Source organism: Agrobacterium sp. El2ro-1b, assembly GCF_048298475.1.
Lineage (GTDB): Bacteria > Pseudomonadota > Alphaproteobacteria > Rhizobiales > Rhizobiaceae > Agrobacterium > Agrobacterium fabrum.
Window position 1 is genome coordinate 94,835 of sequence record NZ_CP103459.1, and the last position, 22,048, is coordinate 116,882.

Below are 22,048 nucleotides of genomic sequence, written 5' to 3' on the forward strand. Positions count from 1 at the left end.
AAACGAGACAATTTCATGCGTCGTCAAGCCAATTCACCCAGCCCAGATCCAGTTTCCACAACGAGACCGGTGGCATGGCGGCCGACGCTGGCCAAGCAGAAAGGCGAAACGAAACATTCCGCACTGACGGAACGTATCATTGCCGATATCGACGCCGGCGTTTTGAGACCGATGGACCGCATGCCGACCCACCGCGATCTCGCCCGCGAACTCGGCCTTTCTGTTCAGACGGTGAGCCTTTCCTACAAGGAGGCGGAGCGGCTCGGTTATCTCAGCGGCGAAATCGGCCGAGGAACCTTCGTGAAGACGCGGGTGACGGAGCGGGCAGGTCGCATGATGCTCGATCACAGCCCCACCGAGGTGCTCGATCTCTCCATCATCCGCGGCGTTTATCTCGATGACCATGAAAATGCCTCTCGCACCATTCTGCGCGAGATGGCCGATAGTGACAATTCTGGCTTCATGCGCCCCTGCCGGCCGGTCGCGGGCCTCGACAGCCATCGCGAAACGGCCAGAACATGGCTTGGCATGATGGGCGTGACGGCCGGTGCTGAACGCATTCTTGTGACCAATGGCGCGGCGCACGGCATTTTTCTCGCTCTGAGCTGCATCATCCGTTCTAACGACGTGGTTCTCTGCGAGAACCTGACAGACCACGGTATTATCGGCCTGTCTAATATCCTCGGCTTCAGCCTCAAGGGCCTGCCCACGGATGAAGAGGGCATTTTGCCAGACGCGCTGGAGGCCGCCTGCGCAGCCGGAGGCGTGCGCGCTCTGGTGCTCATTCCAACCCTTAACAATCCGACCGGGCACGTATCGGGCGCGGCGCGAAGGCAGGCCATCGCCACCATCGCCGAGCGGTACGGCATTTTTGTCATCGAGGACGAAGTCTACCGTCCGATGATCGAGGATGATCTGCCATCCATCACCGAAATGCTGCCTGATCTGGGCTTCTTCGTCACCAGCTTCACCAAGACAGTGTTGACAGGGCTGCGCGTCGGTTATCTCGTCGTGCCACCCGCCTATTCCATCCGCGCCGCCTCCATCCTGCGGGTGTCGAGCTGGAGCGGGACATATCTCACGGCCGAGATCGCTACGCGTTGGGTCGAAAACGGAACGGCACGGCGGCTGCTGGATGTCCAGCGCACCGAGGCCCGTGCGCGGCAGAAAATCGCCATGGACATACTGGGTGACCATATAGGGTCGACCCACCCCCTCTCCTTCTGCGCCTGGCTGACGGTTCCGCCGCGCTGGACGGAGGATGGTCTGGTGCGCGCGCTCACGAACCAGAATGTCGCGGTAACCCCCTCCGAACCCTTTATTGCCGGTCCGGGCCATGGCGGCGGCATTCGCATATGCCTGGGCGGCCGCCTCAATCATGCAAGCCTCGCCAGGGCCTTGACCACCGTGCGGCAGACATTTGAGCAATTGCCACCGGTTTACGACATAGGTTCTATCGGTTGAGGTAAAGCCCCAAAATTATTGAATCATTACAATATAATAATTGACATGATTTTATTTCGCTCTCAACATGACAATCATGAAGAGCGAAAACCTGTCCATATCCGCCGATAAAAACCAGCTTCCGGTCTCGCTGGCCGCGATAGAGCGGGCGGCAACGCGGCTTTCGGGACAGGTGGAGCGCACACCGCTGGTTCGCTCGGAGTTTCTCTCCGAACGCTGCGGTCATCCTGTTCATCTCAAACTTGAAACCCTTCAGCCTATCGGCGCCTTCAAACTGCGCGGCGCGATGAACGCCATCCTCTCGCTTGACGATGCGACGCGTCGGCGCGGTCTAGTCACCGCCTCGACGGGCAACCATGGTCGGGCCGTTGCTTACGCCGCCGCCAAACTCGGCATTCCCGCCACGATCTGCATGTCGGCGCTGGTGCCGGCAAACAAGGTTGAGGCGATCCGCATGCTTGGCGCGGAAATCCGCATTGTCGGCAGGTCACAGGATGATGCGCAGGAGGAAGTGGAGCGCCTGACCAACAGCCTAGGGCTAACCGCTATCCCGCCTTTCGATCATGCTGACGTCGTGGCCGGCCAGGGCACTATCGGCCTCGAGGTCGTCGAAGACATGCCTGAACTGGCGACAATTCTCGTTCCTCTCTCGGGCGGTGGCCTTGCGGGCGGTATCGCCGTTGCGGTGAAGGCGCTGAAGCCAAGGGCGCGGGTCATCGGCATTTCAATGAAACGGGGTGCTGCCATGCATGCGTCGGTCAAAGCCGGCCACCCCGTCTCGGTTTGCGAGGAAGAAACGCTGGCGGATTCGCTTGGCGGCGGGATTGGACTGGCGAACCGCGTGACCTTTGCGCTTTGCCAGACACTTCTCGACGAGATCGTGCTGGTCTCCGAAGATGAAATCGCGGCCGGCATCCGCCATGCATCCCGCGAGGAAGACCTGAGAGCGGAAGGCGCGGGCGCCGTTGGCTTCGCAGCAATCCTCGCCGGCAAGATAACGGTGAGCGGCCCTGCCGCCATCATCGTATCGGGCGGGAATATCGATCCGACGGTCCACAAGACGATCATCGACGGGGGAGTCGCATGAGCCAAATCAAAATCCTAACCGAAAAAGATCTGCGCGCTGTCGTGAAGCTCGACCTCTCCGCAATTGATTGTGTCGAACGGGCCTTTTCGGCGCTTGCTACGGAGGCTGTCGCCATGCCGCCGATCCTGCGGCTCGATATCCCTGAGTTTCGTGGTGAGGTGGATGTGAAGACGGCCTACGTGCCGGGTTTCGACGGTTTCGCCATCAAGGTCAGCCCGGGTTTCTTCGACAATCCCAAGCTCGGTCTGCCGAGCCTGAACGGGCTGATGATCCTCTTCAGCGCCAGGACCGGACTTGCGGAGGCCCTGCTTCTCGACAACGGTTATCTTACCGATGTGCGCACCGCCGCAGCCGGTGCAGTCGCAGCAAGGCATCTCGCCCGCGAGGACGCTTCGGTCGCGGCAATTTTCGGGGCGGGCATGCAGGCGCGTCTGCAGCTTGAAGCCCTGACGCTGGTGCGCCCGATCAGATCAGCGCGGATCTGGGCCCGGAGCCATGACGAGGCCGAGAAGCTGGCCAGCGATTTCGCCAGAGAGCACGGTATCGACGTTATCGCGATGACCGATCCCCGAGGCGCTCTGAAAGGAGCCGACATCATCGTCACCACGACACCGGCCGAAACGCCGATCCTGCTCGCCGACTGGCTGGAAGAAGGCCAGCATCTGACGGCCATGGGATCGGATGCCGAACACAAAAACGAGATCGATCCGGCCGTGTTTGCCAAAGCGCGCTATGTCGCGGACCGGCTGTCGCAGACCCGCATTCTCGGTGAACTACATCATGCCATCGCTGCAGGTCGTGTCGCGCCGGATCAGCCCTTTCCGGAGCTTGGCGCCATCATCGCCGGCAAGGCGCAGGGCCGACGCTCGAACAACGACATCACCTTTGCCGATTTGACCGGCACCGGGGTGCAGGACACCGCCATCGCCAATCTCGCCTTTACCCGCGCGAAAGACGCCGGCAGCGGCCAAATCATCGAAAACACTGTAAAAATGGGAGACGCAGCGTGAGCGTAACGCTGAACTTTACACGCGAGGAATATGCCGCGCGCCTGTCCAAAACCCGCGATGCCATGGAAAAGGCAGGTATCGACCTGCTTGTCGTCACCGACCCATCCAACATGCATTGGCTGACGGGCTATGACGGCTGGTCCTTCTATGTCCACCAATGCGTGCTGGTGCCGCCACAAGGCGAGCCTATCTGGTATGGCCGCAAGCAGGATGCCAATGGCGCCAAGCGCACCGCCTACCTCGGCCATGACAACATCATCGGTTATCCGGACCACTACGTTCAATCGACCGAACGGCACCCGATGGACCTGTTGTCGCAGATCGTCGATGACCGGGGCTGGTCAGGTCTGTCGATCGGCGTCGAGATGGACAATTATTATTTCTCGGCTGCTGCCTTTGCATCCTTGCAAAAACATCTGCCGAACGCCCGCTTCAAGGATGCTGCCGGTCTCGCAAACTGGCAGCGCGCGGTCAAAAGCCCGGCCGAACTCGATTATATGCGCAAGGCCGGCAAGATCGTCGAACTGATGCACAAGCGTATCGTTGACGTGGTCGAGCCGGGCATGCGCAAATGCGATCTCGTCGCCGAAATCTACGATGCCGGCATTCGTGGCACCGCGGAATTCGGCGGGGATTACCCAGCGATCGTTCCACTGCTCCCATCGGGCGCCGATGCTTCTGCGCCGCATCTGACATGGGACGACAAGCCGATGCGCTTGGGCGAAGGCACCTTCTTTGAAATCGCCGGCGCTTACCGACGTTATCATTGCCCGCTCTCGCGCACCGTCTTTCTCGGCAAGCCGACGCAGGCGTTCCTTGATGCGGAGAAGGCGACGCTTGAGGGCATGGAGGCCGGCCTTGCGGCTGCCAAACCCGGCAATACCTGTGAAGATATCGCCAACGGGTTTTTCGCGGTGCTGAAAAAATACGGGATCATCAAGGACAATCGCACCGGTTATCCAATCGGGCTCTCTTATCCGCCGGACTGGGGCGAGCGCACCATGAGCCTGCGCCCCGGCGACCGCACGGAGCTGAAGCCCGGCATGACGTTCCACTTCATGACCGGTTTATGGCTGGAAGACATGGGGCTCGAAATCACCGAGAGCATCGCCATCACCGAAACGGGTGTCGAATGCCTGTCCAACGTGCCACGGCAACTGTTCGTGAAAGGCTGAGAGATGTTGAACACGGCGCTACGCCCCTCACCTATCACGCCGACGGTCGATTTTGACAGGAAAGGCGTACAGCACGGTCATCTGCGGCTGCCATACAGCCGCGATGACAGTGCATGGGGGTCGGTGATGATTCCGATCTGCGTCATCGCCAACGGCGACGGGCCGACAGCCCTCTTGACCGGCGCCAATCACGGCGACGAATATGAGGGGCCAGCCGCGCTTTTCGAACTTGCCCACACACTCGATCCAGCTGACGTCAGCGGGCGTATCATCATCGTGCCAGCGCTCAACTATCCGGCCTTTCGCGCGGGAACACGCACCTCGCCGATCGACCGCGGGAACCTCAATCGCAGCTTTCCCGGTCGGCCCGACGGTTCCGTGACAGAGAAGATCGCCGATTACGTGACCCGTCATCTGTTACCGCTTGCGGATATCGTTCTTGATTTTCATTCAGGCGGCAGGACGCTTGATTTCCTGCCTTACGCTGCCGCTCACGAATTACCTGACAAGACACAGGAAGCCCGGTGTTTCGAGGCGGTTGCAGCTTTTGCTGCCCCCTATTCGATGAAGATGCTGGAGATTGACGCCGTCGGTATGCTGGACACGACAGCCGAGGAACTGGGCAAGGTCTTTGTCACCACTGAGCTTGGCGGCGCGGGCACGGCCAGCGCAAAATCGATCGACATCGCCCGCAAAGGCACCGTCAACCTGCTGCGCCATGCCGGCATCCTGACCGGCACCCCGGTGCCGGCGCCGAGCCGCTGGCTGGACATGCCCTCCAGCAACTGTTTCACCTTTGCCGAAGATGACGGGCTCGTCGCCTTCGTCCGCGATCTGGGAGACGCGGTCACGGCGGGTGAAACCATCGCCAGGGTCTACCCCGTCGGAAAAACCGGTCTTGCACCGGTCGAATACCGTGCCTCCATCAGCGGCGTGCTCGCAGCGCGCCACGTTCCCGGCCTGATCAAGGCCGGCGACTGCCTTTCCGTCATCGCCACGGTCACGGAGAATACCTAGCCAGAAGAATGAAGTGAGATCCGAAAACGGACCACGCAACCCAACCAGAGGAGTTAGAACATGAACATGACCAAACTCGCCGGGCTTTCCGCCCTCGCCCTCATCATCGGTGTGACTTCGGCCAGCGCACTCACCCTTGAGGAGGTGAAGAAGCAGGGCTACATCCGCGCAGCGACCGCCAATGAAGTGCCCTATTCCTACATGCAGCCCGACGGCACCTCCGCAGGCATCGGCCCCGATGTCGCCAATGCGGTTCTGAAATCGATGGGCATCGAGGAGGTGAACTGGACGGTGACGCCATTCGGCACGCTGATCCCGGGGCTAAAGGCGCGTCGCTTTGATTTCGCAGCCGCCGAACAGAACATTTCGCCCGAGCGCTGCAAGCAGGTGGCCTTCACTGAACCGAACTCGTCCTATGGCGAAGGTCTGCTGGTGAAGAAAGGCAATCCGAAAAAGCTGACCACCTATGCCGATATCGCCAAGGATCCTGCATTGAAGGTCGCCGTCGTATCCGGCGCCAACAATGTCGATTTCCTGCGCGCCGTCGGCGTCAAGGAAGAGCAGATCGTCTTCATCCCGGCGAATGCAGATGCGATCCCCACTGTCCAGAGCCGCGCCGACGCCTATGCAGCCACGGAGCTGACGGTTTCGGAACTGGCCAAGGGTCAGGCCAATGTCGAGCAGGTGAAGCCCTTCGTTGATCCTGTCGTCAAGGATGCGCCTGTGCGCAATTACGGCGGTTTCGCTTTCCGGCCGGAGGACAAGGAGCTGCGTGATGCCTTCAACGCCGCGCTCGTCGAATTCCGCAAGACCGACGACTACAAGAAAATCCTCGCGAAATACGGCCTCTCCGAACAGAGTATCGCGGCCGCGGCCGAAAAGAAGGTTGCCGATCTCTGCGCCGGAAAATGACGCCCGCCGGCGCCCGGGCAAAACCGGGCGCCGATTACCAGGAACTCGGGAACACTCCAGATGGACATGACCGCTTACCTGCCGATGTTGTGGCAAGGCGCCGTCGTCACCATGACGATAACGCTTGCAGCCCTCGTTGTCGGCACGGTACTCGCCTTTTTCTTCGGCATTCTGCGCGTCGAGGGTGGACCAATCCTTTCGACTGTCGCGCTGTGCTACACGGAAGTGTTTCGCGGCACCTCGCTGCTGGTCCAGCTTTTCTGGTTCTATTACGCGCTGCCGCTCATCGGTCTGAGTTTTGATCCGGTCACCACCGGCGTCATGGTGCTCGCCGCCCATGCGGGTGGGTATGGCGCCGAGATCGTCCGCGGTGCATTGTCTTCCGTCTCAGTACAGCAGCTGGAAGCAGCACGAGCACTGAACTTCACGCGAATGCAGACGCTGTTTCGCATTTCCTTGCCGCAGGCGGTCGTCGAAATGATGCCGGCCTTCGGCAATCTGGCCATAGAAACGCTGAAGCTCTCCTCGCTCGTCTCGCTGATTTCGATTGCCGACCTCACCTTCGCGGCGCAGTCGATCCGCAACCTGACGCTCGATAGCACCAGCATCTATTCGATCACACTGCTCTGTTATTTCGCGATGTCGCTGATCCTGATGGTCATCATCCGGGTGATCGAACATGTCGTGCGGCGCGGCAATGTCTTTCCGCGCACCCGCCATTCGTAAGGATATTCAGTCATGATGTATGGTTACGAATGGGACACGACCACCTGGATCACCTACACAACCTCCATCCTGCCCATCATTCTGATCGGCCTGACGGTGACGCTGAAAGCCGCCGCCGCCGGTTTTGCCATCGCGCTTATTCTGGGGCTGGTTTTTGCGCTGCTGCGCCGCAGCCGGGTGAAGTTGATTTCCTGGCCGACCGCGGTGGTTGTCGAATTCCTCCGCGATACGCCGCTTCTGGTGCAGCTTTTCTTCCTCTATTACGTGCTTCCCGAATTCGGTATCGTTCTGCCGGCGTTTCTCACCGGTGCGCTGGCGCTCGGCCTGCAATATGCCGCCTATACCTCCGAGGTCTATCGCGGTGGCATGGAGGCGGTGCATCACGGCCAGTGGGAAGCGGCGACTGCGCTTAATCTCACGCGCCTGCAGACCTATCGGGACATCATCATCCCGCAGGCCATCCCGCGCATCGTCCCGGCCATGGGCAACTATCTTGTCGCCATGATCAAGGAAACGCCGGTGCTTTCCGTCGTCACGGTTCTCGAGATGATGGGGCTGGCAAACATGATCGGCGAGCGCACCTTCGAATATCTGGTGCCGCTGACGCTTGTCGGTCTGATCTTCCTTCTCCTGACCATAATCTGCTCGGCAGGCCTCAGCCGCCTGCAAAGGGCGCTTCCAAAAGCAGGAATACCCTTGCGATGACAAACAACACCAATCAGCCGCTGATCGAATTTTCCGATGTCACGAAGCGTTTCGGCATTTTGACGGTCCTCGACCAATTCAATTTCAGCGTGGCAAAGGGCGAGAAAGTCACCCTTATCGGTCCTTCCGGCTCCGGAAAGTCGACGGTTCTACGCATTCTCATGACGCTGGAACCGTTCCAGGAGGGAAAGCTGACGCTCGCGGATATCTCCTACCATCAGCCTGGCGGTAAAGGCCCCTTCCAAGCCTCGGAAAAACACCTTCGCCAGATCCGTAACCACGTCGGCATGGTTTTTCAGAGCTTTAACCTCTTCCCCCACATGACCGTGCTGCGCAACATCGTGGAGGCGCCGGTGCGTGTGCTGGGCATTGCACGTGCGGAGGCAGAAGCACGGGCAATCGAACTCCTGAACATGGTCGGCCTGGCCGACAAGAAAGATCACTTTCCAGTGCAGCTTTCCGGCGGCCAGCAGCAGCGTGTCGCTATCGCGCGCTCGCTTGCCATGCGCCCGCGTGTCCTGCTTTTTGACGAGCCGACCTCGGCCCTCGATCCGCAACTGGTGGGCGAAGTGCTTTCCGTCATCCGCGATCTTGCCCATGAGCACGATCTGACGATGCTTCTCGTCACCCACGAAATGCGATTTGCCCGCGAGGTTTCCGATCGAGTGTGCTTCTTCGACAAGGGCCGTATCTGCGAACAGGGGAAACCGGACGAGATTTTTGGCCAGCCAAAGGAAGAACGGACACGCGAGTTTCTGTCGTCTGTTTTACGGTGAGTTTACAGCCTTCGCAGCTCACCGCGCTTATTCACCAAACGTAGCCAGAACGTCGCCGTGACGGCTGAGCACGATTGACTGTCTGGATCCCGGCCCAGACTGAGTGTCGTCGGCGGGCTGCATCACCCACCACGCGCCAGGATAGTCGTCACGAAGATGCCGGGAATTCAAGCGGATTTCCGTGCCGGGCGGAGAACGCTCCGTCCCGACCATTTTTTCTTCAGACAGCCTCGCCCTCCTGATTTCATAGAGGTTTCGCTCGCCCTCAAGCGCAAGTGTCACGTCATCGATATCGAAATCATCTATGTGGACGATCTGGCCTTCCGGCGTATCGAGAACCCATCTGTCGGAATCGACAAAGCCATCGGTGTAGACATTGCCGGTTGAGGAACGCAGGGACGTCCCCTTCGGCAAGCTGATGCCGTCAATGACATGCCATCGGCGAGAATGCATGTGCTGAAGGCGGATATGCCGCCGTCGGGCTTCAGGCCGAATTCCACTGGCTGTGTCGCATCGCAGCGCCAACCGTTCTGTGTGCTAACGCCCTGCCCGGTTATCCGCATATTGTCAGGTGTAAAGCCGATCGTCTCGTAATTCTCGTTGGTTTTGATCGAGATATAACGGGCGATCTCCACGGCATCTATATCCGCAACGGGCACGGGATGCGGAAAGAGGGCGCGACGGAAGGACTCTGGTGTATCGGCGACCGACAGTTCGAGTTTCGTGCCTTTGGGCATATCGATCTGGCCGAGGCGCGTCGGCTCCGCGAGTTCCGGGCGGTAACTTGCCACCCTCTCTTTTTCATAGGCATGCATCTGGATATAAAAATCAGCGATCTGCCACAGGGTGAAGAGTGCGACAGCGGTTACCAGCCCATAGGGCATGACCATCGGGCGCGTCCAGCGTCCTGCCGCATATCGAATGAGAAGCCCCAGTGTCCACACGGCCCAGACGAAGGTCGTCGCGAGAAGGAAGGCGAGGAAAAGCAGTGCTTCGACGGATGGCAGTGCGACAGGGATCATGAAACCAGCGGCCTTGGACGGATCGTCTTGATCCTGAAGAGACACTGGAGCTTTAGCCGCAAGCGATAGCCAGTTCAACTCGCAGATGGTGGCAGTGCCGAACCGGGCGACGGCAGATGGCGGCCGCCCGGTCAGAATATTATCGCAAATCAGCCACCAAGGACGAAGCGGGAGAATGCCAGCGCATTGCGGGCATCCTCATCCATTTTCACGATGTCGGCGCCGCCGCTCAGGTCGCGCCACACCTTGATATCCGAGCCGATGGTGCCGCCTGTCTTGACGAAAGGCTCCATGATTACCGCGCCAGTGTAGTTGATATCACGCAGCGCAAGGCCGATTTCGTGCCACGGCATTCTGCCCTTGCCCGGTACGCGGCGATTGCTTTCACCCGTATGGAAATGCCCCAGAAGCGGCCCGGCCGTGCGGATGGCGTCGCCGAAACTGTCTTCCTCGATGTTCATGTGGAAGGTATCCAGCATCACCTTCACATTGTTCTTGCCGACATCCTTCACGAAAGCGACGCCTTCGGCCGCCGTGTTGAGGACGTGGTTTTCAAAGCGGTTGAGGACTTCGATGCACAGGTTGATGCCGAGATCATTGGCGAAATCGGCAATGCCGTTGATACCCTCGACGCCGCGCGCATAATCGCCTGCCTTGTCGACCGGCTGCGAATAATCGATCGGCCAATAGGAATGCAATGCGCCGCCGATGGTGTGGATATCGAGCTTGGCGACGTTCGAAAGGGTTCGTTCAAAGAACGCCTTACCGGCGGCACGCACCGCAGCATCTTCCGACGACAGGTTCTTCGTTTTCGACGGACCGATGCCGGCGGTGAGGATGATGCCGTTATCCCTGGCGCTCTGCCTGATGGTCGCGAGTTCGGCGTCGCTATAATCGTTGATATGATGCGCGGCGACTTCGATGATGTCGAAACCGAGCTTGGCGACCTTCTCGATATAGGGGCCGAACTTGGCGCTCCACTCATGTTCCCAGTAAGAATAATAGATGCCGTGTTTCATGGGGTCTCTTTCGTTTTTCTGTTTCGCTTGACTTTGGATAAGGAGGCGCAGTCATTCAGGAGGGCTCAGGACGCGGCGCCTTTGCCCGGATTTCTGACGCGAAGATCAGGCTCGGCGCTTGTGGACGTGATGAAGCGGCCATTGGGAAGATCGTTCTCCTCCACCTTCCTGATGATCTCGTCCTCGCCGAGACCGAAACCAAGCCATCGGTCCCGCAGCCGCGCACGCAGATCGTCCTCGTCGACGTCGACAAAGACAGTGAGATCGAAGATCGGTTTCAGACGATCCCAAGGCGTCTCTCTGGCGAGGAGATAATTGCCCTCACAAACGATGATATCGACAGATTGAGGGATCACCCGGCCGCCGGCGCGCGCAATCTCGATGGCGCGATCAAAGACCGGCACGGCGACGACACCGTCCTCATTGGCTTTCAGACGCTCAAGCATATGGCGCAGGCCGTGCGCGTCAAAGGTATCGATGGCACCCTTGAAGGCACGGCGGTTCATCGCCTCAAGCACGGCGTCGTCATAGTGAAAACCATCCATCGGAAAAAGTGCCGCGGACACACCTTCGCCTGTGTTCAGTGCGTCGACCACGCGTTCGGCGAGGGTTGATTTTCCCGATCCGGGGGCGCCGGCAATGGCAATCATCACGCGCCGGCCATTCGAGCCGGCAAAACGCTTCAGTGCGAGGCCTGCAATTTCACCGGCATTATCGTCAATTTTACTCAAGGTGCTCCTCGCCTCGAAAAGTGGTATCGCCACCAGCTACCCGAAAATCCGGTACTGATTTGCCTTGTCGCGTAGAAAGGCCAACCCCTTCTGCAGGGACTCTTCCGCGCTGGCCGCGACGGGCCGCCACGTCGAAATCGCGCCCGCCATCTCCACCGGCATCGCGGCAAAGCCCTCAAGGGCAAGGACGCCGTTGAACCTTATGGCCGCGAGCGCCGAAAACACCTCGTCCCAGGCGACGTTGCCGAAACCCGGCGTGCCGCGGTCGCTTTCCGACATATGCATATATTTCAGATGGTTGCGGGCAGCGATGATGCCATTGGCAATGCCCTTTTCTTCCATGTTCATATGGAAGGTATCGAGATGGATGAAGATGTTGTCGGCACCGATGCGCTCCACCAGCGCCACCGCCTGTTCGGCGGAGTTGAGCAGGTGGTTTTCGTAACGGTTGACGGTCTCGATGCCGAATTGCAGACCGAGCGTTTTTGCGTGGGTGGCGGCCTCGGAGAGCGCCCTCGTCAGATTGTCATATTCACCCTGCGTCGGCGGAAAACCGGTGCGCTCAGTGGTTCCGCCATAGGTGACACCCGTCAGCGCCTTCGCCCCCATGGCGGCGGCCTTGTCCAGCGCGGCCTTGAGATGTTCGACTGCGGCTTGCGGACGGACCGAAGCCCAGGCCGGTTCCGGCAGCACGAGCGAACAGACAGCACTGAGATCGTGCTGTTCCAGCAGGCTGCGCGTGTGTTCCGCATCGACTGAAGGGATATCGACAAGCGGGATTTCGATGAAATCCTGACCGTAGCTGGCTGCACCGGCAATCGCGCGGGCGGCATTTTGATGGCCCCATTGCAGAGACCACATCATTGCGTGAACACCGAGGCCTTTCACGTCATACCTTCTTTCTGAGAGATGCGAAGTAACTGGAGAACAACCCACGCGCCGCCATGACGACGATCATCAGCACGCCCCAGAGCGCGGTCGCCAGATGCTGGTTGGCGCCGAGAAGATTGAGGCCGGACGACAGGAGCTGCAAGACGATAAGCGCGACGAAAACGGGAAGCACTCGGCCGAAACCGCCGAAAGGATTGATGCCACCAAGAAAGGCCGCAAGCACCGTGATCAGCAGGTAGGATTCCCCATGGCCGACGCGCACGGAGTTGAAACGGGCCAGCATGATGATGCCGGCTACTGCGCACATCAGACCCGAAAGCGTATAAACGAGCACCTGGATCTTGCGGGTGTTGAGACCGGAATAACGTGCGGCCTCAATGTTCGAGCCGATCATAAGAAGACCAAAGCCGAGCTTGGTGCGCGTTAGCAGCACATGCCAGATGCCGACGCAGACGATGAAAATCAGAAGCGGGATCGGCAGGCCGAGAAGCGTGCCATGACCGAGCGGCGCCATATAGGCTGGGAAACCGGAGACATCGCCGCCACGCGTCAGAAACTCGCCCAGTCCGCGCAGGAAGATCATCATCGACAGCGTCACCAGAATGGGGTGCGCGCGGGTGTAGGCGATCGCCGCTCCCGTCATCGCCCCGGCGGCTCCGCCGGTGACAAGGGCGGCAAGGCACGCAAACAGGAATGCGCTCGGCGGCGCATCCACCCCGCCATGGGCCTGCAGCACCCAGGCTGCGGCGAGCCCCGACAGATTGGCGGCGAAGGTGACGGACAGGTTGATCCCGCCCGTCAGCAGCGGCAGCAGCATCGCGAGTGTCAGCAGGCCAAGTTCCGGCAACTGGAAAGCGACCGAGCCGAATGTTGCAAGCGACAGAAAGTTGTCCGCAAAGGTTCCGAAGATGAGCATGACGGCGATGAGGGCAATCACCGGGCCTGCCATGTCGGCCCCGAAGATCGCGTTGAATTTCCGGATGAGACTGTTCATCGCTGGGCGCTCCCCTTTTTCGCGGATGTGCGAAGCGCACTCGGCAGAAGCTTGTCGAACCGGGTGGAGGACAGCGTGATGGCGATGAGAATAATGGCGCCGACGATCATCTTGAAGGCAAAGGGAGAAACACCCATCAGGTTAAGGCCGTTCTGGGTGATCGACACCATCAGCACGCCAAGCACGCAGCCGATGACAGAGCCCTTGCCGCCGCCAAGCCGCGCCCCGCCAAGCACGGTGGCAGCAAGCACATCCAGCTCGCGGCCATAAAGCGCGTTCGGCACCACCTCCTGCGCATAATGCGCCTGCATGAGCCCGGCTATACCCGCCATCAGGCCAAGCCAGCCGAAGGAAATGTAATGCATGGCGCCGATATTGATGCCGAAGCGGCGTGCGCCCTCGGGGTTGTCACCGAAGGCATAAAGCTTGCGCCCGACAGTGGTGCGCGAAATCATGAACCAGGTGGCGACACAGCAGAGGATCATGACGACGACCGGCAGCGTCAGCTCGACCCACGATCCATCAGGCATTTCGCGCTCGTAAAACACCACACGCGTCGAGAGCCATTCCGGCAGGTCGTAAATCGACACGCCCTTGGTGAAGAACATCAACAGCCCGAAGAAGATGTTGAAGGTAGAGATGGTCGCGACGATGGAAATGATATTGAGCCGCCAGACGAGGAAGGCGTTGACAAAACCGAGGCTGAGGCCAACGGCACCGGCGATGATAAAACCTTCCGCCCAGTTGCCGCCGCCGAGCGCATTGAGCGCCAGCACCGTCAGATATTGCACGACGGAGGCCGCGACAGCGAAGGAGATGTCGATGCCGCCCGAGATCAGCACGACAAGCAGGCCGACCGCGAAGATGATGTTGACCGCCGAGACATTCAGCACATCGAAGGCGTTGGATATCGTGAGGAAGCGGTCGGTGGCGAAAGAAAGCCCCGTGCAGAGCAGCACCATGACGACAAGCAGGGTGAATTCGGTCGTATGTCCGAGGATGAGCCTACGCATAGATGGCGGCCTCCAGTTCGGTCAGCGACAGGCGTCGCGGATCATAGGTGGCGTGGAACCGGCCTTCGACCATGTGGATGACCCTGTCTGTATTAAAATAAACTTCCGGCGCCTCATCGGAGATGATGATGATCGACAGGCCCTCTGCGGCGAGCTTGCGGACGATTTCAAAGATGCCGGCGCGGGCGCCGACGTCGACACCCACGGTCGGCGCATCGAGGATGAGAATTTTCGGCCCGATCGCCAGCCATTTGGCAATCGCCACGCGCTGCTGGTTGCCGCCAGAGAGCGTGCGGATCGGATCTTCCGGCAGACCGATCTTGACGCCGAGCGCTGAAATCCAGCGGGAAACGACATCAGCCTTTTTCGACGTGGAGATAAGGCCGCCACTCAGTAACTTATCAAGCGACGCCATGACCAGATTGTCGGCAATCGACTGCGGCTGATTCAGGCCAAGCGACAGCCGGTCTTCGGAAAGATAGGCAACGCCAGCCCGGATCGCATCCCGGTTGGAATGGAAATCCACCTTCTTTCCATCGATAAGGACTTCACCCGATTGCGGCCGGTGCATGCCGAACAGCGTCAAGGCCAGTTCGGTTCGACCAGCGCCGAGCAGGCCGGTGATCCCCAGCGTCTCCCCGCGCCGCAGATCGAAGGAAACATCCTCGAACTCACCGGCCCGGGTCAGGCCGCGCACCGAGAGAACCACGGGCTTGTCGTCGTGATCGGCGGCAATGACGGCGCTATCGAAGTTGCGGCCGGTCATCAGCTCGGTCACGCGCGACTGCGTCATGCCTTCGACCGGGAAAACGCCGACAAGCGATCCATCCCGCAAAACGGTGATGCGATCCGATATCTCAAGCACTTCCGCCAGACGATGCGAAACGAACACGACAGCGACACCTGACGCCGAGAGGTTGCGGACGATATCGATGAGGTAATCGGTCTCCGACTGCGTCAGAGATGCGGTGGGTTCATCCATGAAAACGAGACGGGCTTCGCCAACCAGCGCACGGGCAATGGCCACGATCTGGCGCTGGGCAATCGGCAGCTCCTTGAGCGGCCTGTCGAGATCGAACGAGACACCGAGCCGTGCCAGCGCCTGTTCGGCGGCGTTTTCGATAGCGCGCTTGTCGACCAGCCCAAATCTGCCGTTCACCGCATATTGGAAACCGATATTTTCGGCCACCGTCATCTCATCGAAAAGCGCCAGATCCTGCCAGATCACCTGGATACCAAGCGATTGCGCCAGCGTCGGGGTCATAGCAGCGATGGGTTTGCCGTCGAAATAGAGTTCTGCATCGCTTTCGGGCTTATAGACCCCGGTGATGACCTTGATCAGGGTGCTTTTGCCGCAGCCGTTTTCGCCGGCAAGGCAATGCACTTCGCCCGGGTTGACCTCGAAGGAAACAGCCTTCAGGGCGCGTACGCCACCGAAGGTGACCTTGACATTTTTGAGGGACAGGAGCGGTTCTGCGCTCATGATGGCGTATCTCTCCTTTCGCCGCGAAAGCATTGCAGACGTGGCGCTCGGCATAAATTTCGGATGGACGTCGCGCGGGCGGTGTTTCCCGCGCGACGCCTTCGGCCTTGGGGAGGATCAGAGGCCCATGGAAACGAGCTTGTCGATGCTTTCCTTGTCGATCTTCAAGAGCTGATCGACGACGATGGTGTTACCCTTGGGATCGATGGTGCCGAGACCTTCGATCGTGTCGCCGGCCTTGGGTGTTTCGCCCTTGGCGATACGGTCGGCGAGCGTAATGAAGACCTCACCCGCCTGCTTCGGGTTCCACATAAAGCCACCCGTCAGCGCGCCTGACTTAATGAGCTTGGCGCCCTGTCCCGGCGAGAACGGGCCGATGACGAAGACCTTGCCGTCCTTGCGGCGCTCTTCAACCGCACGTCCCGCACCTATCGGTCCCTGCGAACCGAAAGCGAGGAAGCCCTTGAGGTCGGCATTGGCCGACATCAGGTCAAGCGCGGTCGAACGGCTCTTGTCGAGGTCTTCCGCGACGCCGTAGCGGTCGCCGACCAGTTTCATATCAGGGTAATTGGCCTTGATATAGGCGATGGCGGCATCGGCCCAGGCATTGTGAAGCGGAACGGTGAGTGAACCGACGAAAACGGCATAAGAACCTTTTCCGCCCATCTTTTCCGCCAGCAGCTTGCCATGTGCTTCACCGAAGCCCTTGGCAGACGCCAGCTCGAAATCCCAATCGGCGCCGAGCTGTTCCGGGGATTCATGGGTGATGACCTTGATGCCGGCGGCCTGGGCTTTTTTCAGTACGGGTTCCAGCACCTTCGCATCATTGGGCACAACACCGATGAAATCGACCTTCTGGGCGATCAGGTCTTCAATCGCGCGCACCTGCAGGGCGGGGTCGGCACTGGTGGGGCCGACCATGAAACCGTCAACGCCGAGCTTCTTGCTCTGCTCCTTGATGCCGGCCTCCATGGCGTTGAACCATGGAATACCGCCGATCTTGACGACGACGCCAACCTTGGGCCCTTCGGCAAAGGCTGCGGATGAGAGCAACGCAAGCGACAGACCAACCGCCGCAGCAATAATTTTCTTCATTGATGTTCCTCCTCAAAAATTCGGCAAACGAAATCCGCCCGCAGCCCGTTTTTCCCGGACGCGTTCAAAATCTCTCATCTCGCTTATTCGAGACTCTCCCTTGCCACTCCCATAGCAACCACCATGCACAATCGATATTGCCAACTTGCACAATCGATGGTGCAATAACCATATCATGAAGCGCCCTTCCGTCAAGGGGATGCGTGCTCTAATAATCGGAATCAGTTGGGGAGATCACAGTGACGGGCATAAGTTCAAAAAAAGCCACCATTTATGACTTGTCGATATTATCAGGCGCTTCTGCATCGACGGTCAGTGCGGTGTTGAACGGATCATGGCGCAAGCGGCGCATCTCGGAAGAAACCGCAGACAAGATACTCTCGCTCGCCAAGGCTCAGCGCTACACCACCAACCTGCAGGCGCGCGGACTCAGAAGTTCGAAATCCGGCCTCGTCGGGCTTCTGGTGCCGGTTTATGACAACCGGTTCTTTTCATCGATGGCGCAAACCTTCGAGGGTCAGGCCCGCAAACGCGGCCTGTCGCCCATGGTCGTTTCCGGCCGGCGCGACCCCGAAGAAGAACGACGCACCGTCGAGACGCTGATTGCCTATTCGATCGATGCCCTGTTCATTGCCGGCGTGACCGACCCCGATGGCGTTCACCAGGTCTGCGCGCGCGCGGCACTTCCGCATGTGAACATCGACCTGCCCGGCAAGTTTGCATCTTCGGTAATTTCCAACAACAGACACGGCGCGGAAATTCTGACAGCAGCGATCCTTGCCCATGCGGCAAAAGGCGGCCCGCTCGGCCCCGACGATGTCATCCTGTTTGGCGGCCATGACGACCACGCCAGCCGCGAGCGTATTGATGGTTTTCATGCCGCGAAAGCCGATTATTTTGGCGTTGAGGGCGGCGACGATATCGAGATAACAGGCTATTCGCCGCATATGACGGAGCTGGCTTTCGAACGGTTCTTTGCCCGCAGGGGCCGCCTGCCCCGCTGTTTCTTCGTCAATTCTTCGATCAATTTCGAGGGACTGCTTCGTTTCATGGGGCGCCATGACGGCGAGGCATTCGGCGACATCGTCGTCGGCTGCTTCGACTACGACCCATTCGCATCTTTCCTTCCCTTTCCGGTTTACATGATCAAACCCGATATCGCGCTGATGCTCGAAAAAGGCTTCGAGCGGCTGGAAGAAAACCGGACGGAGCCCGATGTCACCATTATCGAACCGCAGCTCATCCCCCCGCGAACCGCGCTTAAGGGGCCGCTGGACGACATATGGGATCCGGTTGCATTGCGGCGTATGGCGACGTGAAACGCCATCTCCATCACTAGAATCGGGTGGTAACGGCGTAAAGCGCAGTTTGTATCAGGCGGTATCTGGCCCGGCGGCATGTTGCTCGAACTCCTCAAGACGGGTCGGTCGCGCAAAAAGATAGCCTTGAAAAAGCTCGCAGCCATAAGACAGCATCACGCGAAGCTCCGCCTCCGTCTCTACACCTTCGGCGAGAACCTCCAGAGAGAGGTCGTGTCCCATCCGCACGATGTTTTTGGTGATTGCTGCCAGACGCGCACTCTCGCTGACACCCTTCACGAAGCTGCGATCAATCTTGAGCTGTTTCAATGGCAATTGACGAAGATAACTCAACGACGAATAACCTGTTCCGAAATCATCAAGCGAGATCGCAAACCCGGCGCGGTCCAGGAGCTTCATCTTGGCAATGGCAGCTTCTATATCCGAAAGAAAAACGCTTTCGGTCAGCTCCAGTTTAAGCAGCGGCGAGTCAACGCCGTAAGACGAGACGGCTTCGAGAAGCTGATCGGAAAATCCCCCATTCGCAAAATGGTCAGCGGTGATGTTGATCGACAGCGTGAGCTCACGGGTAAACGAATTCTCCTGCCATCTTGCCAGCGTCTTACACGATTCGGCAATCACCCATGCACCTATGGTGGGCATAAATCCGGTACGTTGTGCGAGTGGAATGAACTCCGCCGGCGATATATAACCCCGTTTGGGGTGGTTCCACCGCAAGAGCGCTTCCGCACCGATCAGCCTACCATCCGCACGCACTTGCGCCTGATAAAAAAGTTCAAATTGCCCATTGGAAAGCGCAGAGCGCAACTCCAATGCGTTTTTCGTCTGACTGCGAAACTGCGCCTGCATGGCCGCGACGCCACCGCACAATATGCCCGTCGCGAAAATGCTGTTGAACCATGCGCTGATGCTTCGCACATCCTGCGACAAAGGGGTGCTAAACGGCGAGCTTGCCGAGGACGCGCAGAAAAACAGGAAAGCCAAAAGACCCGCTGAAATGACCAGCGCCTGAAGCACGGAGCGCTTTCGCTGGAAGTTCAAATATCCGACGAAAACGATGACGAGCAGATAGAGGTGCGTCGTTCTCGGCACCACGGCATCCTGCACGTCGATAAAAAACGAATACCAGCAGACGAACGCACCACAGGCGATCTGAGCGAGGATAAGGCCGCGTGAGAAATGGCCCATCACGCAGATCAGCCAGCAGGGCACGATTGCCGCTCCAAGCACCAGAAGGCTGACCGCGATATTCCACCGCTCCGTAAACGCAAAGAACACGAACCAGCCCGTCGCAAGTGCAAGGCCGAGCCATGCAGCGATGCGGCACAGGAGAAGAAGGTGCTGTGAATATTCCTCTCGGTCTTTGGTTTTCTGAAAGGGCATGCTGGCCTTGCTTTTGATGAGAAGCGGCGAACCCGCTCCTTGCTGGAAAAGCCACAAGGAAGCTAGACCGACAAAACCGAACACCCGGCTTTTCCGGGAACGCGGTTAAACAAAGCCGAATATGATCAGACAAGTTTTCATCGACGCCATTTGTGATCCGCGCGCTCCAAAATCGCAGGAAGATTAGCCATGTTTCATAAAACTGGTTATGGTCGCCGGAAAAATCACGGGAGGCGGCTGTCCAAGGGCCGGTGGTTTATGGGTTTTTCGGATCATATCAAGGAAATCGAGACCGTCGGCCAGGGCAGGAATACCGGCCGGGATGCGGTGGTGCTGGAATCCTGGCGGCGTTGCCTCGACACCTACCAGCTTGATCCGACGAAGGCGCGTGAAGCGGTCATCGTCTCCGAGACACGTCTTCGCGAGCATCGCCAGCAGGCGGAAGACCTCGTGCACATCGCCCGCTCCGGCCTGGAACGGCTTTACCGGCAAGTGGCCGAGCAGAATTACGTCCTCCTCCTTTCCGATCGGCAGGGCGTGACGGTGGAGTTCCTGGGCGATCCCTCCTTCAACAACAATCTGCGCAAGGCAGGGCTTTATCTTGGCTCGGAATGGTCTGAACCCCGCGCCGGCACCTGCGCCGTCGGCGCCTGCATCGCAACCGGTGAATCGCTCACCATCCACCAGACCGATCATTTCGATGTAACTCATACGCCGCTTTCCTGCACCGCAGCACCGATCTACGATACGCAGGGTGCACTGACCGCCGTGCTGGATATTTCACTGCTCAGCTCACCGATCCTGAAGACGAGCCAGAACATGGCCCGCCATCTGGTCTCTTCCACCGTGCGGAGGATCGAGCTTGCCAATCTGATGGCCAGCAGCCGGCATGACCTCGTTCTGCGCTTTGCGGGTGCGCCCGAATTTCTGGATGTCGACCCGGAAGCGGCCGTGTCGGTCGACGGTTCCGGCCGCATCACGGGCATGACGCACGCCGCCGCCCGCCTTCTCGCCGCATCGCGGGGGCTCGACTGGCGCATGCCAGAGCGTCTTCTCGGACAGCGGGTGGAGGAGTTTTTCGAAGCCGATTTCGATGAGCTTGCCTCCCTCACCCGCTCCAGCCTGCCGCAGGACAGGCGCATCGTCGTTAGAGACGGGACCGTGCTTTATGCGCACGCGATCGAACCGCAACAGCGCAGGTCGAGCGTTCCGCCTGCCCGCCCGACACCGCAGCCGGTAACGGAGAGGATCGGCGGTGACGGCCCGGCGGTTCGAAATCTCAGGCGGAAAGTGGAGAAACTCGCGCCTGCAAGACTGCCGATCCTGCTGCAGGGCCAGACCGGCACCGGCAAGGAACATCTCGCCCGCATCATTCACGATGCCAGCGGCGTTTCCGGCCGCTTCGTCGCCGTCAATTGCGCCGCCATTCCCGAACAGCTGATCGAAAGTGAACTGTTCGGTTATCTGCCGGGCGCCTTCACCGGTGCCTTGGCGAAAGGGCGCAAAGGGCTGGTGGAAGAGGCGCAGGGCGGAACGCTTTTCCTCGACGAAATCGGTGACATGCCATTTGCGGCGCAGAGCCGGCTTTTGCGCGTTCTGGCGGAAGGCGAGGTTCTGCCTGTCGGCGGCTCCACCCCGCAGAAGGTGGATTTCAGAGTGATCTCGGCATCTCACCGTCCCCTGAACGACATGGTGCGAACAGGTGCATTCCGCGAAGATCTCTATTACCGGCTGAACGCGGCGGTCCTGACGCTGCCGGCACTCAGCGAGCGCGACGATTTTCCGTGGCTTCTCGACAGCATACTCGAAAAACACGGCATGTCCGGCCGGCCACTGAGGCTCTCCAACGCTGCCCGGTTGACGATCCTGCACCACCGCTGGCCGGGCAATATCCGCGAGCTGGACAATGCGATCGCCTTTGCAGCCGCCCTTTGCGACGACGGGCTGATTACGGTGGAGGACCTTCCGGAGCAGCTCACCCCCGCCTTCTCCACCCCCATGATCGACAATCGCGGCACCGACCTTCGCGCATTGCTGGCCGCATGCAACGGCAATATTTCAGAAGCCGCCCGCCGCCTCGGCGTCGACCGCACGACCCTCCATCGGCGCATGCGGCGCCTCGGCATCGGAAAACCTCACTGAAGGTGAGGCATATGCCACAGCTGTAGCGCCACAGCTGTGGCAGGTCGCAAAACAGGCTTTCCCCAAAACCCAGCGATTTCAGCC

The 22,048-nt window shown here is 59.4% G+C and carries 20 protein-coding genes; 11 read left to right on the top strand and 9 right to left on the bottom strand.

Annotated features, from left to right (window positions below; translation table 11 throughout):
- Positions 1-15 precede the first annotated feature (15 nt).
- The 9 genes from NYR50_RS14785 to ehuA all read left to right on the top strand — a co-directional run bounded on the left by NYR50_RS14785 (position 16) and on the right by ehuA (position 8,872).
- A complete protein-coding gene (locus NYR50_RS14785) occupies positions 16-1,464 on the top strand; it encodes a PLP-dependent aminotransferase family protein (RefSeq protein ID WP_418137400.1) in 1,449 nt (482 codons plus the stop codon).
- Positions 1,465-1,531: 67 nt separating this feature from the next.
- Positions 1,532-2,551, top strand: coding sequence for a hydroxyectoine utilization dehydratase EutB (gene eutB, locus NYR50_RS14790; protein WP_418137401.1), 1,020 nt, complete (start codon positions 1,532-1,534; stop codon positions 2,549-2,551).
- Positions 2,548-3,561: an ectoine utilization protein EutC gene (gene eutC / locus NYR50_RS14795; protein WP_418137402.1), complete on the top strand. Its 1,014-nt coding sequence runs from the start codon at positions 2,548-2,550 to the stop codon at positions 3,559-3,561. The genes eutB and eutC overlap by 4 nt, the downstream gene beginning before the upstream one ends.
- The gene (doeA, locus tag NYR50_RS14800; RefSeq protein ID WP_418137403.1) at positions 3,558-4,736 is read left to right on the top strand and encodes an ectoine hydrolase DoeA; all 1,179 of its coding nucleotides are present in this window, start codon (positions 3,558-3,560) and stop codon (positions 4,734-4,736) included. Before eutC ends, doeA begins: the two co-directional genes overlap by 4 nt.
- A gap of 3 nt (positions 4,737-4,739) precedes the next feature.
- Complete coding sequence (gene doeB, locus NYR50_RS14805; protein WP_418137404.1) at positions 4,740-5,753, top strand: N(2)-acetyl-L-2,4-diaminobutanoate deacetylase DoeB; 1,014 nt, start codon at positions 4,740-4,742, stop codon at positions 5,751-5,753.
- Positions 5,754-5,813: 60 nt separating this feature from the next.
- Positions 5,814-6,665 (top strand): ectoine/hydroxyectoine ABC transporter substrate-binding protein EhuB, encoded by an 852-nt coding sequence (ehuB, locus tag NYR50_RS14810; RefSeq protein WP_418137405.1) that lies wholly within the window; start codon positions 5,814-5,816, stop codon positions 6,663-6,665.
- Between the two features lie 60 nt (positions 6,666-6,725).
- Positions 6,726-7,391 carry an ectoine/hydroxyectoine ABC transporter permease subunit EhuC gene (ehuC, locus tag NYR50_RS14815; protein WP_010974128.1) on the top strand — a complete coding sequence of 222 codons (666 nt, stop codon included), beginning with the start codon at positions 6,726-6,728 and terminating at the stop codon, positions 7,389-7,391.
- A 12-nt stretch (positions 7,392-7,403) separates the two neighbouring features.
- Positions 7,404-8,096 (top strand): ectoine/hydroxyectoine ABC transporter permease subunit EhuD, encoded by a 693-nt coding sequence (gene ehuD / locus NYR50_RS14820; RefSeq protein ID WP_418137406.1) that lies wholly within the window; start codon positions 7,404-7,406, stop codon positions 8,094-8,096.
- Positions 8,093-8,872 carry an ectoine/hydroxyectoine ABC transporter ATP-binding protein EhuA gene (gene ehuA / locus NYR50_RS14825; RefSeq protein ID WP_418137407.1) on the top strand — a complete coding sequence of 260 codons (780 nt, stop codon included), beginning with the start codon at positions 8,093-8,095 and terminating at the stop codon, positions 8,870-8,872. Before ehuD ends, ehuA begins: the two co-directional genes overlap by 4 nt.
- A gap of 302 nt (positions 8,873-9,174) precedes the next feature.
- Here ehuA and NYR50_RS14830 read toward each other — a convergent pair whose 3' ends face one another.
- The 8 genes from NYR50_RS14830 to NYR50_RS14865 form a co-directional block, all read right to left on the bottom strand.
- Entirely contained in the window at positions 9,175-9,894 is a 720-nt protein-coding gene (locus NYR50_RS14830) for a hypothetical protein (protein WP_418137408.1), read from the bottom strand.
- Positions 9,895-10,043: 149 nt separating this feature from the next.
- Positions 10,044-10,913, bottom strand: coding sequence for a sugar phosphate isomerase/epimerase family protein (locus tag NYR50_RS14835; protein ID WP_418137409.1), 870 nt, complete (start codon positions 10,911-10,913; stop codon positions 10,044-10,046).
- Between the two features lie 65 nt (positions 10,914-10,978).
- Positions 10,979-11,644: a nucleoside triphosphate hydrolase gene (locus NYR50_RS14840; RefSeq protein ID WP_418137410.1), complete on the bottom strand. Its 666-nt coding sequence runs from the start codon at positions 11,642-11,644 to the stop codon at positions 10,979-10,981.
- 36 nt (positions 11,645-11,680) lie between these two features.
- Positions 11,681-12,532 carry a sugar phosphate isomerase/epimerase family protein gene (locus NYR50_RS14845; RefSeq protein WP_418137411.1) on the bottom strand — a complete coding sequence of 284 codons (852 nt, stop codon included), beginning with the start codon at positions 12,530-12,532 and terminating at the stop codon, positions 11,681-11,683.
- A gap of 1 nt (position 12,533) precedes the next feature.
- The gene (locus NYR50_RS14850; RefSeq protein WP_010974122.1) at positions 12,534-13,529 is read right to left on the bottom strand and encodes an ABC transporter permease; all 996 of its coding nucleotides are present in this window, start codon (positions 13,527-13,529) and stop codon (positions 12,534-12,536) included.
- Positions 13,526-14,542 carry an ABC transporter permease gene (locus tag NYR50_RS14855; protein WP_418137412.1) on the bottom strand — a complete coding sequence of 339 codons (1,017 nt, stop codon included), beginning with the start codon at positions 14,540-14,542 and terminating at the stop codon, positions 13,526-13,528. Before NYR50_RS14855 ends, NYR50_RS14850 begins: the two co-directional genes overlap by 4 nt.
- Positions 14,535-16,025: a sugar ABC transporter ATP-binding protein gene (locus tag NYR50_RS14860; protein ID WP_418137413.1), complete on the bottom strand. Its 1,491-nt coding sequence runs from the start codon at positions 16,023-16,025 to the stop codon at positions 14,535-14,537. The genes NYR50_RS14855 and NYR50_RS14860 overlap by 8 nt, the downstream gene beginning before the upstream one ends.
- Positions 16,026-16,142: 117 nt before the next feature.
- Positions 16,143-17,120 carry a substrate-binding domain-containing protein gene (locus NYR50_RS14865; RefSeq protein WP_080812516.1) on the bottom strand — a complete coding sequence of 326 codons (978 nt, stop codon included), beginning with the start codon at positions 17,118-17,120 and terminating at the stop codon, positions 16,143-16,145.
- 239 nt (positions 17,121-17,359) lie between these two features.
- Between NYR50_RS14865 and NYR50_RS14870 the strand changes: the two genes are divergently transcribed.
- On the top strand, positions 17,360-18,439 hold the full coding sequence (locus tag NYR50_RS14870) for a LacI family DNA-binding transcriptional regulator (protein WP_418137414.1): 1,080 nt from the start codon (positions 17,360-17,362) through the stop codon (positions 18,437-18,439).
- Between the two features lie 54 nt (positions 18,440-18,493).
- Here NYR50_RS14870 and NYR50_RS14875 read toward each other — a convergent pair whose 3' ends face one another.
- A complete protein-coding gene (locus NYR50_RS14875; protein ID WP_418137415.1) occupies positions 18,494-19,906 on the bottom strand; it encodes a putative bifunctional diguanylate cyclase/phosphodiesterase in 1,413 nt (470 codons plus the stop codon).
- A 174-nt stretch (positions 19,907-20,080) separates the two neighbouring features.
- On the opposite strand from NYR50_RS14875, the gene NYR50_RS14880 reads away from it, so the two are divergent.
- Positions 20,081-21,964, top strand: a complete 1,884-nt coding sequence (locus NYR50_RS14880; protein ID WP_418138252.1) for a sigma-54-dependent Fis family transcriptional regulator — start codon at positions 20,081-20,083, stop codon at positions 21,962-21,964.
- The last annotated feature ends 84 nt before the right edge of the window (positions 21,965-22,048 follow it).

Excerpts from the sequence above, each read along its gene's own strand:
- NYR50_RS14850 (WP_010974122.1), bottom strand. The coding sequence starts at position 13,529 with ATGAACAGTCTCATCCGGAAATTCAACGCGATCTTCGGGGCCGACATG.
- doeB (WP_418137404.1), top strand. The coding sequence starts at position 4,740 with ATGTTGAACACGGCGCTACGCCCCTCACCTATCACGCCGACGGTCGAT.
- NYR50_RS14785 (WP_418137400.1), top strand. The coding sequence starts at position 16 with ATGCGTCGTCAAGCCAATTCACCCAGCCCAGATCCAGTTTCCACAACG.
- NYR50_RS14830 (WP_418137408.1), bottom strand. The coding sequence starts at position 9,894 with ATGATCCCTGTCGCACTGCCATCCGTCGAAGCACTGCTTTTCCTCGCC.
- ehuA (WP_418137407.1), top strand. The coding sequence starts at position 8,093 with ATGACAAACAACACCAATCAGCCGCTGATCGAATTTTCCGATGTCACG.
- eutC (WP_418137402.1), top strand. The coding sequence starts at position 2,548 with ATGAGCCAAATCAAAATCCTAACCGAAAAAGATCTGCGCGCTGTCGTG.
- ehuC (WP_010974128.1), top strand. The coding sequence starts at position 6,726 with ATGGACATGACCGCTTACCTGCCGATGTTGTGGCAAGGCGCCGTCGTC.
- NYR50_RS14860 (WP_418137413.1), bottom strand. The coding sequence starts at position 16,025 with ATGAGCGCAGAACCGCTCCTGTCCCTCAAAAATGTCAAGGTCACCTTC.
- NYR50_RS14880 (WP_418138252.1), top strand. The coding sequence starts at position 20,081 with ATGGGTTTTTCGGATCATATCAAGGAAATCGAGACCGTCGGCCAGGGC.
- NYR50_RS14865 (WP_080812516.1), bottom strand. The coding sequence starts at position 17,120 with ATGAAGAAAATTATTGCTGCGGCGGTTGGTCTGTCGCTTGCGTTGCTC.
- NYR50_RS14855 (WP_418137412.1), bottom strand. The coding sequence starts at position 14,542 with ATGCGTAGGCTCATCCTCGGACATACGACCGAATTCACCCTGCTTGTC.
- ehuB (WP_418137405.1), top strand. The coding sequence starts at position 5,814 with ATGAACATGACCAAACTCGCCGGGCTTTCCGCCCTCGCCCTCATCATC.
- ehuD (WP_418137406.1), top strand. The coding sequence starts at position 7,404 with ATGATGTATGGTTACGAATGGGACACGACCACCTGGATCACCTACACA.
- eutB (WP_418137401.1), top strand. The coding sequence starts at position 1,532 with ATGACAATCATGAAGAGCGAAAACCTGTCCATATCCGCCGATAAAAAC.
- NYR50_RS14835 (WP_418137409.1), bottom strand. The coding sequence starts at position 10,913 with ATGAAACACGGCATCTATTATTCTTACTGGGAACATGAGTGGAGCGCC.